The following is a 15,755-nucleotide window of genomic DNA, read 5'->3' as shown; positions in this document are numbered from 1 at the left end:
GGGGGAGTGACTCCGGCTCCTCGACGCGCAGCCCCCGCGAAGGCGAAGTCGGCCATCCCGCAGGTGTCGTGGCGCAGCCCCCAGCCGGCGCCGATCGTGCTCGTCTCGGGTCCCGAAGAGGTCTGCGCCGAGCGCGCGACGGCCGGCATCCGGGCCATGCTGAAGAGCGAAGACCCGAGCCTCGAGGTCACCGACATCCGCGCCGATGACTACGCCGCCGGCACCCTGCTGAGCGTCACCTCGCCGTCGCTGTTCGGCGAGCCCCGGCTCGTCCGTGTAACCGGGGTCGAGAAGTGCAGCGACACCTTCCTCACCGAGGCTGTGTCGTACCTGGCCCACCCGCAAGACGGCGCGACCGTGGTGCTCCGGCACACCGGGGCGAGCGTGCGCGGCAAGAAGCTGCTCGACGGCATCCGATCCGGCCAGGGCGGCGGGATCGAGATCGCGTGCCCCGCCGTCAAGCGCGATTCCGACCGGTTCGACTTCGCCGTCGGGGAGTTCAAGGCGGCGCACAAGCGCATCGCCCCCGTCGCCCTGCGCTCGCTCGTCTCCGCCTTCGCCGACGACCTCACCGAGCTCGCCGCCGCCTGCCAGCAGCTCATCGCCGACGTACCCGGCGACATCGACGAGCGCACGGTCGAGCGCTACTACGGCGGCCGCGTCGAGACCTCCGCCTTCACCGTGGCCGACACCGCCATCGCCGGTCAGTACGGGCCCGCGCTGCTCGCGCTGCGGCACGCCCTGGCATCCGGAGCCGACCCCGTGCCCCTCGTCGCCGCCGTCGCCATGAAGCTGCGCACGATGGCGCGCGTCGCCGGCACCCGTGAGTCGTCGTCGATGCTCGCCCAGCGGCTGGGCATGAAGGACTGGCAGGTCGACCGGGCTCGCCGCGACCTCGTCGGGTGGACCGGCAACACGCTCGGCATGGCCATCCACGCCACCGCCCGCGCCGACGCCGAGGTCAAGGGCGCATCGCGCGACCCCGTGTTCGCCCTCGAACGCATGATCACGATCATCGCCACCCGCGCGCCCTACGGCGACTGATCCGCCGGGCCGACCCCGGCTCGACGGCCGCGGGTGCACGGCATCCCGCCATCGCACCGGATGCACGGGAGCCCCCTCAGGCGGTCGCGTGCAGCCACCGGTCGAGCACGCCACACAGACGACGCCACGCCGACTGCGTGCGCACCGTCAGACCGTTGCGTGCAGCCACCGGTCGAGCGCGTCACACCGACGACGCCACGCCCGCTGCGTGCGCACCCTCAGGCCGTCGCGTCCAGCCGCCGGTCGAGCGCGTCGAACAGCAGACGGCGCCACGCCAGCGACGACCACCCGTGATCGGCACCGTCGACGAGGGTCATCGTGCCGCCGGGCATCGCATCGGCGTACCGCTGCCCGTACGAGAAGGGCACCACCTCGTCGGCCGAGCCGTGCATCACGTCAACAGGCCCCGTGTACGCGGCGACCGGTCCATAGACGTCGAGGCCATCGCGCACGTCTTCGACGAGCGCCGGGCCCACCGCCATGCCCCCGAGATCGACGAAGCCGCGCTCCCGCATCGCCGAAAGCGGCTCGCCCATGACGCGGTCGTGCACGGTGATGTCGTCGACCACCACTCCCGCCGGCGACCACAGCGTCACCGATGCCACTCGATCAGGCTCCCGCGCCGCGGCGAGGGCCGATTCCACCCCGCCGAGGCTGTGAGCGACCACGTGCACACGTCCGTCACCCGCGGTCTCGCGGATCATCGCGACGACCTGGTCGACCTCGTCGCGCACGGTGATCTCGAAGAAGTCGCCGTCGCTCACCCCCTGCCCGAGACGATCGTAGGATCGCGCCACGGCGCCCCGCGACACGAGGTGCCGCGCTGCCTGCACGAAAAGCTGCGTCGAACCCGCCGATGTGCTGCTGAAGCCATGGACGAAAAGCACCCGAGGTGCGTCCACGGCGGGCGCCCCGTCATCCCACTGCCAGCCGCGCAGCGTCAGCCCGCGGTGCTCGAGTATCAGGGCTGTGACGCGGGGATCGACGCCCGGTCGCACGGCGGTCAGGTCTGCGGATGTTGTCGGCATCGCTCGATTGTCGCCGGTCACCCGACGTCAGACGGCCGGAGACGGCCCACCTGGCCGGTGAGCGTAGAATGCGCGCTCGATGGCGCCGGCTCCGGCGGGGAAGCGCCTCCGAAACGACGAAGCCCGCCCCGCCGAAGCGGGACGGGCTGTCGAAGAAGTCGGGCGGCTCAGAGAGCGGCGACCGCCTTCGCGATGGCCGACTTGCGGTTCGCGGCCTGGTTCTGGTGGATGACACCCTTGCTCACGGCCTTGTCGAGCTTGCGGGTCGCCGACAGGAGGGCCTTCTCGGCAGCCTCCTTGTCACCGGCCAGGATGGCCTCGCGGGTGCGACGCACGTGCGTCTTCAGCTCGCTCTTGACGGCCTTGTTGCGCTCGTGCGCCTTCTCGTTGGTCTTGTTGCGCTTGATCTGCGACTTGATGTTCGCCACGTCGACGGTCTTTCGTTTGAAATGGGTGTTGGAAGTGCCGGGCGAGCGGTAGAGGGACGCCGCACCGGCGATCGTGGAGGTCGGGAAAAACCCCACACGCAAGCCAAGAGCCGAGTCTATCAGCAACACGCCTCCACCGTGGTGAGCGCCACGTTCAGCACCGCGTTGAACACCCTGGGCCGCATTGCGGTCACGAGATGGGTGGTGCGGGGCACAACGACGAGCTCCGCATGACGGGCCACAGACAAGAACAGCTTCTCGTTCATACGCAGCTGATCCCACTGGCCGTTGACGAACCACAGCGGGATCTCGATCCGTCGAAGGGATGCCAGCAGGTCGAGCATTGAGAGCGAGGCGAGCGCCGTGTCCTGCGCGTCGAAGGCGTACCCGCCGGCTCCGAAGTCCGGACGCGTCTCCGGCGGCAGCGTGCGATCGAGCACGCGATTGGTCAGCCCGAGACCGCGGTCGGGGAGGCTGTCGAAGCGCCGCGTGAAGAACCGGTAGGCCGCGAGTCCCGCGCCGCGCGGGATCGACGTGCACGACGCCGCGACGAGGGCGGCGACCGGCGGCGCTTCCTCCCGCCCGACGTACTCGATGCACAACAGCCCGCCCATCGAGTGCCCCACCAGCAGCACGGGGCCGCGGGTGGCGGCATCCCGAACCGCCCGATCGATGGTCTCGAACGCCTCGTCGAGGGTGAACGGCTCACCCCGGCGCGTGCCGTGACCGGGCAGGTCGACGGCGACCGCCGTCGTGCCCCGCTCTGCGAGGTATACGAGCTGCGCTCGCCACATCGTTGCCGACGTGCGGATGCCGTGCACGAGCACGACCTGGACCGCCATGGCATCCACCCTACGAGCGCAGCATCCCCCTGGACCCGGCACTCCGGCGCTCCGACGCTCCGACGCTCCGACGCTCCGACGCTCCGACGACATCACGTGCATTCGGCGAGATCGCACGAATTGACGTGTGGTCTCGTCCAGATCACGTGATCTCGCGCCCAATGAGTCGCGTGCGGGACGCGGGATGCCACCTGCCTGGGCATCCGGGGACGGCGATGTCGGCGGGCCACCGTAGAATCGACGGAACATGTCACCGCGCGCCCTGAAGCCCCTCGAGCCGTCTGCCACTCCGCCGGAGCAGATCCGCAACTTCTGCATCATCGCTCACATCGACCACGGCAAGTCGACGTTGGCCGACCGCATGCTGCAGATCACCGGCGTCGTCGCCGACCGCGACATGCGCGCGCAATATCTCGACCGCATGGACATCGAGCGCGAGCGCGGCATCACGATCAAGTCGCAGGCGGTGCGGATGCCGTGGTCCACCGCCGACGGCACGTTCGCCCTCAACATGATCGACACGCCCGGCCACGTCGACTTCACCTACGAGGTCAGCCGATCGCTCGCCGCGTGCGAGGGCGCGATCCTGCTCGTCGACGCGGCCCAGGGTATCGAGGCGCAGACGCTGGCCAACCTCTACCTCGCGCTCGAGAACGATCTGACGATCATCCCCGTGCTCAACAAGATCGACCTGCCCGCGGCCGACCCCGAGAAGTACGCTGCCGAGCTCGCCGGCCTCATCGGGGGAGACCCCGCCGACGTGCTGCGCGTCAGCGGCAAGACGGGCATGGGCGTCGAAGAACTGCTCGACCTCATCGTCGACAAGATCCCCGCCCCCGTCGGCACGGCCGACGCCCCGGCGCGCGCGATGATCTTCGATTCCGTCTACGACGCCTACCGCGGCGTCGTCACGTACGTCCGCATGGTCGACGGCTCCCTGTCGCCGCGCGAGCGCATTCAGATGATGTCCACGACCGCGACGCACGAGCTGCTCGAGATCGGCGTCTCGAGCCCCGAGCCGATCCCCACCAGGGGTCTCGGCGTCGGCGAGGTGGGCTACCTCATCACGGGCGTGAAAGACGTGCGCCAGTCCAAGGTCGGTGACACCATCACCAACCAGCGCAAGCCCGCCACCGAGGCCCTCGCCGGGTACACCGACCCGAAGCCCATGGTCTTCTCGGGCATCTACCCGATCGACGGCAGCGACTACGCCGAACTGCGCGAAGCGCTCGATAAGCTCAAGCTGTCCGACGCGTCGCTCCAGTACGAGCCCGAGACCTCCGTCGCGCTCGGCTTCGGCTTCCGCGCCGGCTTCCTCGGCCTGCTGCACCTCGAGATCATCACCGAGCGGCTCTCGCGCGAGTTCGGACTCGACCTCATCACCACCGCCCCGTCGGTGACGTACGAGGTCACCACCGACACCGGCGAGACCGTGTCGGTCACGAACCCCAGCGAATACCCCGACGGGCGCGTGGCCTCGGTGTCGGAGCCGATCGTCAAGGTCGGCATCCTGCTCCCGAAGGACTACGTCGGCACGGTCATGGAGCTCTGCCAGTCGCGCCGCGGCACCCTGCTCGGCATGGAGTACCTCAGCGAAGACCGCGTCGAGCTGCGCTACCACATGCCCCTCGGTGAGATCGTGTTCGACTTCTTCGACCACCTCAAGAGCCGCACCCAGGGCTACGCGAGCCTCGACTACGAACCGGCCGGATCGCAGACCGCCGACCTCGTCAAGGTCGACATCCTGCTGCAGGGCGAGAAGGTCGACGCGTTCAGCTCGATCGTGCACCGCGAGAAGGCCTACGCGTACGGCACGCTCATGGCCGAGCGCCTGCGCAAGCTCATCCCGCGCCAGCAGTTCGAGGTGCCCATCCAGGCCGCGATCGGCGCCCGCATCATCGCGCGCGAGACCATCCGCGCGATCCGTAAAGACGTGCTCGCCAAGTGCTACGGCGGTGACATCACCCGCAAGCGCAAACTGCTCGAGAAGCAGAAAGAGGGCAAGAAGCGCATGAAGATGGTGGGTCGCGTCGAAGTGCCGCAAGAGGCCTTCATCGCGGCGCTGTCGGGCGACGTCGAAGCCAAGAAGTAACGCACGACAACCGAGAGGGGTGGATCATGCGACGGCAGAACTTCACCGATGACACGGTCGACTACGCGGCAGTCGGTGCGACTCAGGCGCCCGATCTGATGCAGTATCCGCCGGAGCACTCCGTGCCCGCCGAAGACGCCTGGCGTATCGGCAGCGGCGAGGAACGCTTCGCCGCGGCCGGCGAGCTGCTGCTGTCGTGGGCGCCGCTGCGCGTCGAGGAGCTCAGCATCACCGACGTGCGGCCGGCCTCCGGAGAGGGCTACGCCGGCGTCGGCTTCGACGCCGAGGGCGCACCCGTCGCCCCGAGCCGCCTCGAGGCCGAACAGCGCTTCGCCGCCGACGGCACCCCGTTCGTGAGCCCCGGCACGGGCGTCCGACTGCACGGCAAGGTCGACGGTCACCGCGCCGACGCCGAGCTGCGGGTCATCTCCGTCTTCGAGGAGCCCCGCCGCGTGGGCTTCATCCTCGGGACCGTCGGTCACTCCATCGTCAGCGGCGAAGAGCTGTTCTCGCTCGAATGGCGCGACAACGACGAGGTCTGGTTCGTCGTGCGCGCGTTCGATCGTCCGACCGCGCCCACCTACAAGCTCTTCACCAGCCGCGTGCGCCGCCGCCGCAAGGCGCTGTTCGCGCGGTATCTGCGCGCGATCTCGCCGCTGTACACGTCCTGATGGGCGGTCCCCTTCCGCTCGGAGACCCCGCTCCCGCCGACGGTCGCCTCCCCGGCGACCTGCCGATCGACAACGCCACCGATTTCGGCGTCTACCTGCACGTCCCGTTCTGCCGGGTGCGATGCGGCTACTGCGACTTCAACACCTACACCGCGAGCGAGCTCCGCGGCGCGCGGCAAGATGACTTCGCCGACACGCTCGTCGCCGAGGTGCGCCTGGCAGGTGCGGTCATGGGTGTCGCGGGCGGCCGGCGCACGGCATCCACCGTCTTCTTCGGGGGTGGGACGCCGACGCTGCTCCCGGCCGGTGATCTGGCTCGCATGCTGGATGCCGTGCGTGCCGAGTTCGGCATCGCCGACGGCGCCGAAGTCACGGTCGAGGCCAACCCCGACACCGTCGACGACGCCGTCATGGCGACCCTCGCCGCAGCCGGCGTGACCCGTGTGTCGATCGGCATGCAGTCGGCCCGGCCGCACGTGCTCGCCGCTCTGGATCGCACGCACGACCCCGCCAACGTTGCGACCGCCGTCGCCGCCGCGCGCCGCGCAGGCCTCGACGTGTCGCTCGACCTCATCTACGGCGCACCGGGGGAGTCGCTCGGCGACTGGCGCGCGTCACTCGAGGCGGCGATCGTGCTCGAGCCGGATCACATCTCGGCGTACGCGCTCATCGTCGAAGACGGCACGAAGCTCGCCCGGCAGATCCGCTCGGGTGTCGTGGCGCAGCCCTCCGACGACCTGCAGGCCGACATGTACGAGCTGGCCGACGATCTGCTCGCCGCCGCCGGGTACGACTGGTACGAAGTGTCGAACTGGTCGCGGGGCGTGACCCACCGCTCGCGACACAACCTCGCCTACTGGCGCGGAACCGACTGGTGGGGCTTCGGGCCCGGCGCGCACAGCCATGTGGCCGGCCTGCGCTGGTGGAACGTCAAGCACCCCGCCGCCTACGCGCAGCGACTCGCCGCCGGCGAATCACCCGCCGCCGCCCGCGAACGGCCCGACGAGACGGCCCGGCGCCTCGAGTCGGTGCTGCTGCGGAGCCGCATCCGCGAGGGCCTGGCGGTATCCGAGATTCAGGGCGCAGGGCGCAAGGCCGTGGCATCCCTCATCGCCGACGGACTCGTCGAGGGGGCGGATGCCGTGCGCGGGCGCATCGTGCTCACGCGCCGAGGACGCCTCTTGGCGGATGCCGTGGTGCGGGCGCTGACAGAGTAGGGCGGTCGCCCGGAGCGGTCGCGTCGGCGTCGCAGTCGCCCGGTGCGATCGCGTCGGGGCCGCGGTCTCCCGCGGATCGCCGAGAAACGGCATCGCGCGGACGAAACGCTGTGTCGCGCCGTTTCCTCGGCGGCGGAGCGTTTCTCACGAAGCCCTCGCCCTCCGGTCGCCGCACCCGAGCTCGCGCCCGTCGAAGCGTTTCCCGCGACGTCGCGCGGCCGTCGCGCAGCATCCCGAGGCCGGAGCGGCCGTTCGAGGATCTGCCGGCGGCGGGACGCGCAGATCGATGCCGAGAAACGCGATCGCCCGGCAGAAACGCCGCGTCGCGCCGTTTCCTCCACGGCGAGGCGTTTGTCGCGGAAGCGCCGCGCCCGTCGAAGCGTTTCTCGTGACCGCGCGCGCCCGACGGAGCGTTTGTCGCTACCGCGCGCGCCCGCCGCGCGGCATCCCCAAGTCGACGTGACCGCGCGCGCAGTCGCCGACGGCGGGATGGGGACCGGGATGCCGAGAAACGCGATCGCCCGAGAGAAACGCCGCGTCGCGCCGTTTCCTCCACGACGAGGCGTTTCTCGCGGAGGCGTCGCGACCGGCGGAGCGTTTGTCGCGACCGCGCGCGCCCCGCGCGCCGCATCCTCGACTCGACGTGACCGCGCGCGCAGTCGCCGACGGCGGGATGGGGACCGGGATGCCGAGAAACGCGATCGCCCGGCAGAAACGCCGCGTCGCGCCGTTTCCTCTACGACGAGGCGTTTCTCGCGGAGGCGCCGCGACCGGCGAGGCGTTTCTCGCGAAAGCGCCGCAACCGGCGGAGCGTTTCTCGGAAGACCGCCGCGCCCGGCGGAGCGTTTCTCGCGGAAGCGCCGCGCCCGGCGGAGCGTTCCTCCCGAGAGCAGCACGCCGCGCTGCGCCGCTGAGGGGGGCGGAAGACGCGCAGCGAGCCCCCGACGCGGTGTCGCACCCATCGCGTAGAATTGGCACTCAGTCGAGCCGAGTGCCAAACGGGAGGAGCAGCGCATGGTGTCGGAACGCGGCCTTCAGGTGCTCCGCGCAATCGTGCAGGACTACGTCGACACGCGCGAGCCCGTCGGCAGCAAGGCCATCGTCGACCGTCACGCGTTCGGTGTGTCAGCCGCGACGATCCGCAACGACATGGCGCTGCTCGAAGACGAGGAGCTCATCGTCGCCCCGCACACCTCGTCGGGGCGCGTACCCACCGACAAGGGCTACCGCGTCTTCGTCGACCATCTCGCCGAGCTGCGCCCGCTCTCCAGCGCGCAGCGCAGCGCCATCACCTCGTTCCTCGACGAAGCGGGCGATCTCGACGACCTCCTGGCCCGCACCGTGCGCGCGCTCACGCAACTGACCGGCCAGGTCGCGATCGTGCAGTACCCCTCTTTCGCACGCGCCAACCTCACGCACGTCGAGCTGGTCGCCCTCGGCGGGCCCCGTGTGCTCGTCATCCTGGTCACCGACACCGGCCGGGTCTCGCAGCGCATCGCCCTCGTGCCCGCCGAGCCGACCGAAGCCGACATCATCCAACTCCGTGCCCGCGTGGGCGCCGTGCTGGTGGGGCGCAGCGTCGCCGACTGCGTCCAGCGGGTGGCCGACGCGGTCGCCGCCGGACCGCGCCCGGGCGTCGCCCTCGACGCCATCGCCGACGCGGTGCTGCGCATCGTGGGCGAGGAGCTCGAAGAGTTCCGTCAAGACCGCCTCGTCATGGCGGGCGCGGCCACGCTCGCCAAGCGCGAGCAAGACTTCCGCGGCAGCATCTACCCTCTGCTCGAGGCCATCGAAGAGCAGGTGACCCTGCTGCGACTGATGAGCGAGATGGTGGCCGACGACAAGGGACTGTCGGCAAGCATCGGCCGGGAGAACGAGCCGTTCGGTCTGGTCGAGGCCTCCGTGCTCGCCAGCCGGTACGACGGCTCGACCGGCGGCGCCCGAGTGGGCCTGCTCGGACCGATGCGCATGGACTACTCCTCGAACCTCGCGGCGGTCCGTGCCGTCGCGCACTATCTGACCCGCATGCTCGAAGACGACGACAGCGCGCGCTGACGAGCATCCCACCCGAACGACCCCGCGCGAGCGGGCAGGAAGGCGATTGTGGCTGACCACTACGAGGTCCTGGGCGTCGAACGCGACGCCAGCCCCGAAGACATCAAGAAGGCGTATCGACGCCTGGCACGCCAACTGCACCCCGACGTGAACCCCGGCGACGATGCGTCGGAGCGATTCAAGCTCGTCACGCACGCCTACGACGTGCTCAGCGACCCCGAGCAGCGCCGCCGTTACGACATGGGTGGCGATCAGGGCCCCTTCGGTGGCGGGGGAGCGGGCGGCTTCGGCGGCTTCAGCGACATCTTCGAGACGTTCTTCGGCGGCGCCCAGGGCGGCGGAGGTCGTGGCCCGCGTCCGCGGTCGCGCCGGGAGCGCGGACAGGACGCCCTCGTGCGCGTCACCCTGCAGCTCGGCGATGTCGTGTTCGGCACGCACCGCGACCTCGAGGTCGACACGGCCGTGCTGTGCGAGACGTGCCAGGGCGCGTGCACGCAGCCCGGCACGAGCGAGGTCACGTGCGACATCTGCCACGGCTCCGGTCACGTGCAGCGCTCGGTCCGCAGCCTGCTGGGCAACGTCGTCACCAGCGCCCCCTGCACCGTCTGCCAGGGCCACGGCACGACCATCCCGTACCCCTGTGGCACCTGCCAGGGCCAGGGACGCGTGCGCGCCCGCCGCACCGTGTCGGTCGACATCCCCGCCGGCGTCGAGTCGGGGCTGCGCCTGCAGCTGCCCGGGTCGGGTGAGGTGGGCCCCGCCGGCGGCCCCAACGGCGACCTCTACCTCGAGATCACCGTCGAGGCGCACGACGCCTTCAGCCGCGAAGGAGACGACCTCGTCGCGACCCTCGAGGTCTCGATGCCGGATGCCATCCTCGGCGCCACAACGACCATCCAGTCTCTCGACGGCAGCGTCGACCTCGAGGTGCGTCCGGGCGTGCAGTCCGGCGACGTGCTGACCATCAAGGGCCGCGGCATCACGCCACTGCGCGGCAGTCAGCGCGGCGACCTGAAGGTCGGTGTGCACGTGGTCACACCCACACGCCTCGACCACAAGGAACGCGCCCTCATCGAGGAGTTCGCGAAGCGCACGAAGGCCCCCAAGCCGCGGCTCGCCGAGCACCAGCAGGGCATGTTCAGCAAGTTCCGCGACCGCTTCCGGCACTGACGATGGCGCTGCACTTCGTCACCGACGAGGCGGCATCCGCTCAGCCGGGCGACACCGTGGTGCTCACGGGCGCTGAGGCGCACCACGCCGCGAGCGTACGGCGTGTGCGGGTCGACGAAGCGGTGACGCTCGGCGACGGTCGCGGCGTCTGGCTCGACGGCACGGTGAGCGCGACCAGCCCGAAGCAGGTCGAGGTCGTTGTGACGGCGCGCGACGAACGCCCGGCCCCGTCGCCGCGCTTCGTGCTCGTGCAGGCCCTGGCCAAGGGCGATCGCGACGAGCTCGCGGTGCAAGCCGCGACGGAGCTCGGCGTCGACGCCATCGTGCCGTGGCAGGCCGCGCGCAGCGTCTCGCGGTGGGATGCGAAGGCCGACAAGGGCATCGCCCGCTGGCAGACGATCGCGCGCGAGGCCGCCAAGCAGGCGCACCGCGCGTGGATACCCGAGGTCGGGGGCGTCGCACGAACGGCCGACCTGGTCTCCCTCGCGCAGACCGCGCTGGTGCTCGTGCTGGAGCCCTCGGCATCCACTCGGCTGACGGCTGTCGCGACCGACCCGTCGGACGAGCGCGACGTGGTGCTGATCGTCGGTCCCGAAGGCGGCATCGCGCCCGAGGAGCTGTCGGCGCTGGCCGACGCGGGCGCCCGGCTCGTGCGCCTCGGCGACACGGTGCTGCGCACCTCGACCGCGGGCGCTGCGGCCCTCTCGGTGCTGTCGGCGGCGCACGGGCGCTGGTGACGCGCACGGCTTCACGCGCTGCGGGGCGAGCGGCTCGCGCGGTCGGGGGCGGCGCGACCCGTCGGCGCGTCTGCGGATCGCGGAACGAAGACGTTCCCCGGGTTCGGGGCGGAATCGGCGCCTTGGGGCGGGCGGATCCTGCGCCGAACAGCGAGACCTGCCCCAACCGGCGAGACCCGCCCCAACCGGCGAATCCGCCCCACGCCGAGAGAAGCAGCGCCGCCGCGGCCGACGCCACGGCTCGCATCCTCTCGCCCATGCCTGCCACCGCTCGCCGGCGCGCCCGCCCCGGTGTCGGAGGCCCTCACTAGACTGGATGCCATGAGCGAACCGTCGATCTTCACGCGCATCCTGCAGGGCGAGATCCCCGCCGAGATCGTCGCCGAGACCGAGAACGCCTTCGCGATCCGCGACATCGCACCGCAGGCGCCGGTGCATCTGCTCGTCATCCCCAAGACGTCGCAGTACCGCAACGTCGTCGAGCTGGCCGCGGGCGACCCCGATCTGCTCACCGAGGTCGTGGGCCTTGCAAACGCCGTCGCCGCCGAGCACGCCGACGGCGATTTCCGCCTGATCTTCAACACCGGCGAGGGCGCCGGTCAGACCGTCTTCCATGTGCACGCCCACGTCCTCGCGGGTGGCCTGAACGAAAAGAGCCTGGGTGGCTGATTTCCCCGAAGAGACCGTCTCCGACCGCATCGAGGTCGACGGCGTGGCCATGGTGCAGCTCCTCGGCCCGCAGGACCGTCTGCTGCGCGTCGTCGAGAAAGAGCATCCCGATGTCGACGTGCACGTGCGCGGCAACGAGATCACCCTGTCGGGCGCGCCCGACGCGGTGCGGGCAGCTCGCGGGCTCGTCGACGAGCTGCTGTCGATGAAGCGTTCCGGACAGGGTCTCGACCCGTCCGACGTGTCCAGCTCCAACCGCATGCTGCGCTCCGACGGGGGCCCGCGTCCCTCCGAAGTGATGGGCGAGGCCATCCTCTCGTCGCGCGGCAAGGTGATACGACCGAAGACCGCCGGCCAGAAAGAGTACGTCGACGCGATCGACGAGAACACCATCGTGTTCGGCATCGGTCCCGCCGGTACCGGCAAGACCTACCTCGCCATGGCGAAGGCCGTGCAGGCGCTGCAGCGCAAAGAGGTCAACCGCATCATCCTCACGCGCCCGGCGGTCGAGGCGGGCGAGCGGCTCGGGTTCCTGCCCGGAACCCTCACCGACAAGATCGACCCCTACCTGCGTCCGCTCTACGACGCGCTCAACGAGATGATGGACCCCGACATCGTCCCCAAGCTCATGGCCACGGGCACGATCGAGGTCGCGCCGCTGGCGTACATGCGCGGTCGCACGCTCAACGACTCCTTCGTCGTGCTCGACGAGGCGCAGAACACCACGCCCGAGCAGATGAAGATGTTCCTCACCCGCCTCGGCTTCGGCACGCGCATGGTCGTGACCGGCGACATCACCCAGGTCGACCTGCCCCAGGGTGCCTCGGGTCTGCGGCTTGTCACCCGCGTGCTGAGCGACATCGACGACATCCACTTCTCGCGCCTGACCAGCGACGACGTCGTGCGCCACTCGCTCGTCGGGCGCATCGTCGACGCCTACAGCGAGTACGACGAGAAACGCCTCGCCGCGCGCCGCGAGCGCGACGAAGCCTCCGAATTCGCCACCCGTGCGGAGCGACGCGGCCAGGGCGCCGCCGGTCCCCGCGATCACCTCCCGAGACGAAGCCGCTCATGACGATCGAGATCAACAACGAGTCCGACCACCAGATCGACGAGCAGGTGCTGCTGCGTCTGATGGAGTACAACCTGGCCGAGCTGCACGTCAGCGCCGACGCCGACGTCGCCATCGTGCTCGTCGACGAGGGTGCCATGGAGTCGCTCCACGTGCAGTGGATGGACGAGCCCGGTCCCACTGACGTGCTCAGCTTTCCCATGGATGAGTTGCGTCCCGGCTCCGAAGACGCCCCGACGCCCGCGGGCCTGCTCGGCGACATCGTGCTCTGCCCGGCCGTGGCCGAGACGCAGGCCGTCGCCGCGAAGCACTCCACGCAAGACGAGCTGATCCTGCTCACGACCCACGGTCTGCTGCACCTGCTCGGTTTCGACCACGCCGAACCCGACGAGGAGCGCGAGATGTTCGGTCTGCAGCGCGAACTCATCGCCGGATTCCAGGCCGTCGAGCGCCAGCGTCGCGCATGACCGAGGCGCTGCTCCTCGTCGTCGCCTTCCTGCTCGTCGCCTTCGGCGGCTTGATGGCGGCATTCGAGGCAGCACTCGGAGTCACCTCGCGAGCCGACCTGCTCGACCTCGGCGTCTCCGGCCGCAACGCCCGAGCATTGCGGCGCATCGCCGACGACACCAACGCGCACATCACAGCGGTGTCGTTTATCCGCGTGCTCTCCGAAACCACGGCCGCCGTGCTCGTGGCGGCCGCGTTCATGCTGATGTTCGACAACATCCTTCTCGCGGTGATCGCCGCGGCCGTGCTGATGACCGGCATCTCGTTCGTCGCGGTGGGCGCCAGCCCCCGGTCTGTGGGCCGGCAGCACGCGCGAGGGTTGCTGACCGGCGGCGCACCGGTCGTGCGCGGCATGCGCATCCTGCTCGGCCCGCTCGCCCACGGTCTGGTCGCCGTCGGCAACCGCGTCACACCGGGTGTCTCGCACTCGACGTCGTTCGCGTCGGAAGAGCAGCTGCTCAGCATCATCGACGAGGCCGCCGAGAACGAGCTCATCGAAGAAGACGACCGCGAGCTGATCCACTCCGTCTTCGACTTCACCGACCGCTACGTGCGCGAGGTCATGGTGCCGCGCACCGACATGGTGAGCGTGGATGCCGCGGCCACCTCCCGCGAAGCACTGTCGCTGTTCCTCGAGAAGGGCGTCTCGCGCGTTCCGCTGGCCGACGACGAGGCCGACGACGTCGTGGGCATGCTCTACCTCAAAGACCTCGTCCAGTACGGCTTCCGCGACGAGGCGGGCTGGCGTGACGCGCCCATCCGCCGCATCGCCCGTCCGGCGGTCTTCGTGCCCGAGTCGATGAAGGCCGAGACCCTGCTGCAGCAGATGAAGAAGGATGCCGTGCACGTGTGCCTCGTCGTCGACGAGTACGGCGGCGTGGCGGGCCTGGTGACGATGGAAGACCTCATCGAGGAACTCGTGGGCGAGATCGCCGACGAGTACGACGCGCCCTCGACCGAAGTCGTCGAGCTGGGCGACGGGCGCTACCGGGTCAACGCCCGGCTGAGCCTCGACGAGGTGGGCGACCTGTTCGGCCTCGAACTCGACGATGACGACGTCGACTCGGTCGGCGGGCTGCTCGGCAAGGCGCTCGGGCGCATCCCGCAGCCCGGGGCCACGGCCGAGCATTCGGGTCTCGTGCTGACCGGCGGCGCCTCGCGCGGCCGCAACCGCGGCATCGCCACGGTCATCGTCGAACGCGCCGAGACCCCCGCAGACGAAGACGCCGAGGCCGATGCCCCGGCGCGTGAGAGGAACGACAGATGACCGACACCCGCTCCGGATTCGTGACCTTCGTGGGTCGACCGAACGTCGGCAAGTCCACGCTGACCAACGCCCTCGTCGGCGAGAAGGTCGCCATCACGAGCGAGAAGCCGCAGACCACCCGCCGCGCCATCCGCGGAATCGTGAACCGCCCCGGCGGTCAGCTCGTGGTCGTCGACACCCCCGGCATCCATCGCCCTCGCACCCTCCTCGGCCAGCGGCTGAACGACCTCGTCGAGCAGGTGCTGGGCGATGTCGACGTGATCGCGTTCTGCGCCCCGGCGACCGAAAAGGTCGGCCCCGGCGACCGCCGCATCGCCGAGTCGCTCTCAGGCTATCCGCGCGCCAAGAAGGTCGCGCTGGTCACCAAAACCGATGCCGCCACGCGCGACCAGATCACCGAGCGCCTCGTCGAGGTCGACGCGCTGCGCGAGGACTGGGCCGCCGTCATCCCGCTCTCGGCCGTCACGAACGATCAGCTCGACGTGCTGAGCGACGAACTGCTCGCGCTCATGCCCGTGGGTCCCGCTCTGTACGACGACGACGTCGTGACCGATGAGACGCTCGAAGACCGTATCGCCGAGATCATCCGCGAGGCGGCGCTGCACGGCGTGCGCGACGAGCTGCCGCACTCCATCGCCGTGACCGTCGACGACGTCGCCAAGCGCGAAGACAGCGACCTGACCGACGTGTACGCCAACATCGTGGTCGAGCGCGACAGTCAGAAGGCCATCATCATCGGCAAGAAGGGCTCGCGCCTGGCCGATGTGGGGGCCCGCTCGCGTCAGGGCATCGAACCGCTCGTCGGCGGTCGCGTGTACCTGTCGCTGCACGTGCGCGTGGCGAAGGAATGGCAGCGCGACCCGAAGCAGCTGGGGCGTCTCGGCTTCTGACGGGCCCCACCCGACTCTTCCGGTGCGGGCTGCGCTCGGCGCCGACCGACCGCGACGAAAGGCGTG

15 protein-coding genes are annotated in these 15,755 nt (G+C 70.2%); 12 read left to right on the top strand and 3 right to left on the bottom strand.

Annotation, left to right across the window (positions count from 1 at the left end; translation table 11 throughout):
* The first annotated feature begins 6 nt into the window (after nt 1-6).
* A complete protein-coding gene (gene holA, locus QE410_RS08000) occupies nt 7-1,044 on the top strand; it encodes a DNA polymerase III subunit delta (protein WP_307330244.1) in 1,038 nt (345 codons plus the stop codon).
* A gap of 218 nt (nt 1,045-1,262) precedes the next feature.
* Here the strand turns inward: holA and QE410_RS07995 are convergent, their stop codons facing one another.
* The 3 genes from QE410_RS07995 to QE410_RS07985 all read right to left on the bottom strand — a co-directional run bounded on the left by QE410_RS07995 (nt 1,263) and on the right by QE410_RS07985 (nt 3,342).
* Entirely contained in the window at nt 1,263-2,072 is an 810-nt protein-coding gene (locus QE410_RS07995) for an alpha/beta hydrolase (protein ID WP_307330241.1), read from the bottom strand.
* 167 nt (nt 2,073-2,239) lie between these two features.
* Nucleotides 2,240-2,500 carry a 30S ribosomal protein S20 gene (gene rpsT, locus QE410_RS07990; protein ID WP_058231669.1) on the bottom strand — a complete coding sequence of 87 codons (261 nt, stop codon included), beginning with the start codon at nt 2,498-2,500 and terminating at the stop codon, nt 2,240-2,242.
* A 119-nt stretch (nt 2,501-2,619) separates the two neighbouring features.
* Complete coding sequence (locus QE410_RS07985; protein ID WP_307330239.1) at nt 2,620-3,342, bottom strand: alpha/beta fold hydrolase; 723 nt, start codon at nt 3,340-3,342, stop codon at nt 2,620-2,622.
* Nucleotides 3,343-3,589: 247 nt separating this feature from the next.
* Here QE410_RS07985 and lepA point away from each other — a divergent pair, with 247 nt between their 5' ends.
* The 11 genes from lepA (at nt 3,590) to era (ending at nt 15,689) form a co-directional block, all read left to right on the top strand.
* Nucleotides 3,590-5,434, top strand: coding sequence for a translation elongation factor 4 (gene lepA, locus QE410_RS07980; protein WP_307330236.1), 1,845 nt, complete (start codon nt 3,590-3,592; stop codon nt 5,432-5,434).
* A gap of 26 nt (nt 5,435-5,460) precedes the next feature.
* The gene (locus QE410_RS07975; protein WP_307330232.1) at nt 5,461-6,105 is read left to right on the top strand and encodes a DUF1990 family protein; all 645 of its coding nucleotides are present in this window, start codon (nt 5,461-5,463) and stop codon (nt 6,103-6,105) included.
* Complete coding sequence (hemW, locus tag QE410_RS07970) at nt 6,105-7,322, top strand: radical SAM family heme chaperone HemW (protein ID WP_307330229.1); 1,218 nt, start codon at nt 6,105-6,107, stop codon at nt 7,320-7,322. Before QE410_RS07975 ends, hemW begins: the two co-directional genes overlap by 1 nt.
* 1,014 nt (nt 7,323-8,336) lie before the next feature.
* Nucleotides 8,337-9,377: a heat-inducible transcriptional repressor HrcA gene (gene hrcA / locus QE410_RS07965; RefSeq protein ID WP_307330227.1), complete on the top strand. Its 1,041-nt coding sequence runs from the start codon at nt 8,337-8,339 to the stop codon at nt 9,375-9,377.
* A 48-nt stretch (nt 9,378-9,425) separates the two neighbouring features.
* Nucleotides 9,426-10,547 (top strand): molecular chaperone DnaJ, encoded by a 1,122-nt coding sequence (dnaJ, locus tag QE410_RS07960; protein WP_307330223.1) that lies wholly within the window; start codon nt 9,426-9,428, stop codon nt 10,545-10,547.
* Nucleotides 10,548-10,549: 2 nt separating this feature from the next.
* Complete coding sequence (locus QE410_RS07955; RefSeq protein ID WP_307330220.1) at nt 10,550-11,284, top strand: 16S rRNA (uracil(1498)-N(3))-methyltransferase; 735 nt, start codon at nt 10,550-10,552, stop codon at nt 11,282-11,284.
* Between the two features lie 321 nt (nt 11,285-11,605).
* The gene (locus QE410_RS07950) at nt 11,606-11,953 is read left to right on the top strand and encodes an HIT domain-containing protein (protein WP_307330217.1); all 348 of its coding nucleotides are present in this window, start codon (nt 11,606-11,608) and stop codon (nt 11,951-11,953) included.
* Nucleotides 11,954-12,002: 49 nt separating this feature from the next.
* Nucleotides 12,003-13,028, top strand: a complete 1,026-nt coding sequence (locus QE410_RS07945) for a PhoH family protein (RefSeq protein WP_307334403.1) — start codon at nt 12,003-12,005, stop codon at nt 13,026-13,028.
* Entirely contained in the window at nt 13,025-13,492 is a 468-nt protein-coding gene (gene ybeY / locus QE410_RS07940) for an rRNA maturation RNase YbeY (protein ID WP_058231539.1), read from the top strand. The genes QE410_RS07945 and ybeY overlap by 4 nt, the downstream gene beginning before the upstream one ends.
* A complete protein-coding gene (locus tag QE410_RS07935) occupies nt 13,489-14,799 on the top strand; it encodes a hemolysin family protein (RefSeq protein ID WP_307330213.1) in 1,311 nt (436 codons plus the stop codon). Before ybeY ends, QE410_RS07935 begins: the two co-directional genes overlap by 4 nt.
* On the top strand, nt 14,796-15,689 hold the full coding sequence (gene era / locus QE410_RS07930) for a GTPase Era (protein ID WP_307330210.1): 894 nt from the start codon (nt 14,796-14,798) through the stop codon (nt 15,687-15,689). Before QE410_RS07935 ends, era begins: the two co-directional genes overlap by 4 nt.
* The last annotated feature ends 66 nt before the right edge of the window (nt 15,690-15,755 follow it).

This window comes from Microbacterium sp. SORGH_AS_1204, assembly GCF_030818935.1.
Taxonomy (GTDB): domain Bacteria; phylum Actinomycetota; class Actinomycetes; order Actinomycetales; family Microbacteriaceae; genus Microbacterium.
The sequence above is the reverse complement of the archived record's forward strand: the minus strand, read 5'-3'. Positions and strand labels throughout refer to the sequence as shown.

Coding starts and splice junctions, on each gene's coding strand:
- QE410_RS07995 (WP_307330241.1), bottom strand. CDS start 2,072: ATGCCGACAACATCCGCAGACCTGACCGCCGTGCGACCGGGCGTCGAT.
- QE410_RS07985 (WP_307330239.1), bottom strand. CDS start 3,342: ATGGCGGTCCAGGTCGTGCTCGTGCACGGCATCCGCACGTCGGCAACG.
- lepA (WP_307330236.1), top strand. CDS start 3,590: ATGTCACCGCGCGCCCTGAAGCCCCTCGAGCCGTCTGCCACTCCGCCG.
- QE410_RS07975 (WP_307330232.1), top strand. CDS start 5,461: ATGCGACGGCAGAACTTCACCGATGACACGGTCGACTACGCGGCAGTC.
- hemW (WP_307330229.1), top strand. CDS start 6,105: ATGGGCGGTCCCCTTCCGCTCGGAGACCCCGCTCCCGCCGACGGTCGC.
- hrcA (WP_307330227.1), top strand. CDS start 8,337: ATGGTGTCGGAACGCGGCCTTCAGGTGCTCCGCGCAATCGTGCAGGAC.
- QE410_RS07955 (WP_307330220.1), top strand. CDS start 10,550: ATGGCGCTGCACTTCGTCACCGACGAGGCGGCATCCGCTCAGCCGGGC.
- QE410_RS07950 (WP_307330217.1), top strand. CDS start 11,606: ATGAGCGAACCGTCGATCTTCACGCGCATCCTGCAGGGCGAGATCCCC.
- QE410_RS07945 (WP_307334403.1), top strand. CDS start 12,003: ATGGTGCAGCTCCTCGGCCCGCAGGACCGTCTGCTGCGCGTCGTCGAG.
- ybeY (WP_058231539.1), top strand. CDS start 13,025: ATGACGATCGAGATCAACAACGAGTCCGACCACCAGATCGACGAGCAG.
- QE410_RS07935 (WP_307330213.1), top strand. CDS start 13,489: ATGACCGAGGCGCTGCTCCTCGTCGTCGCCTTCCTGCTCGTCGCCTTC.
- era (WP_307330210.1), top strand. CDS start 14,796: ATGACCGACACCCGCTCCGGATTCGTGACCTTCGTGGGTCGACCGAAC.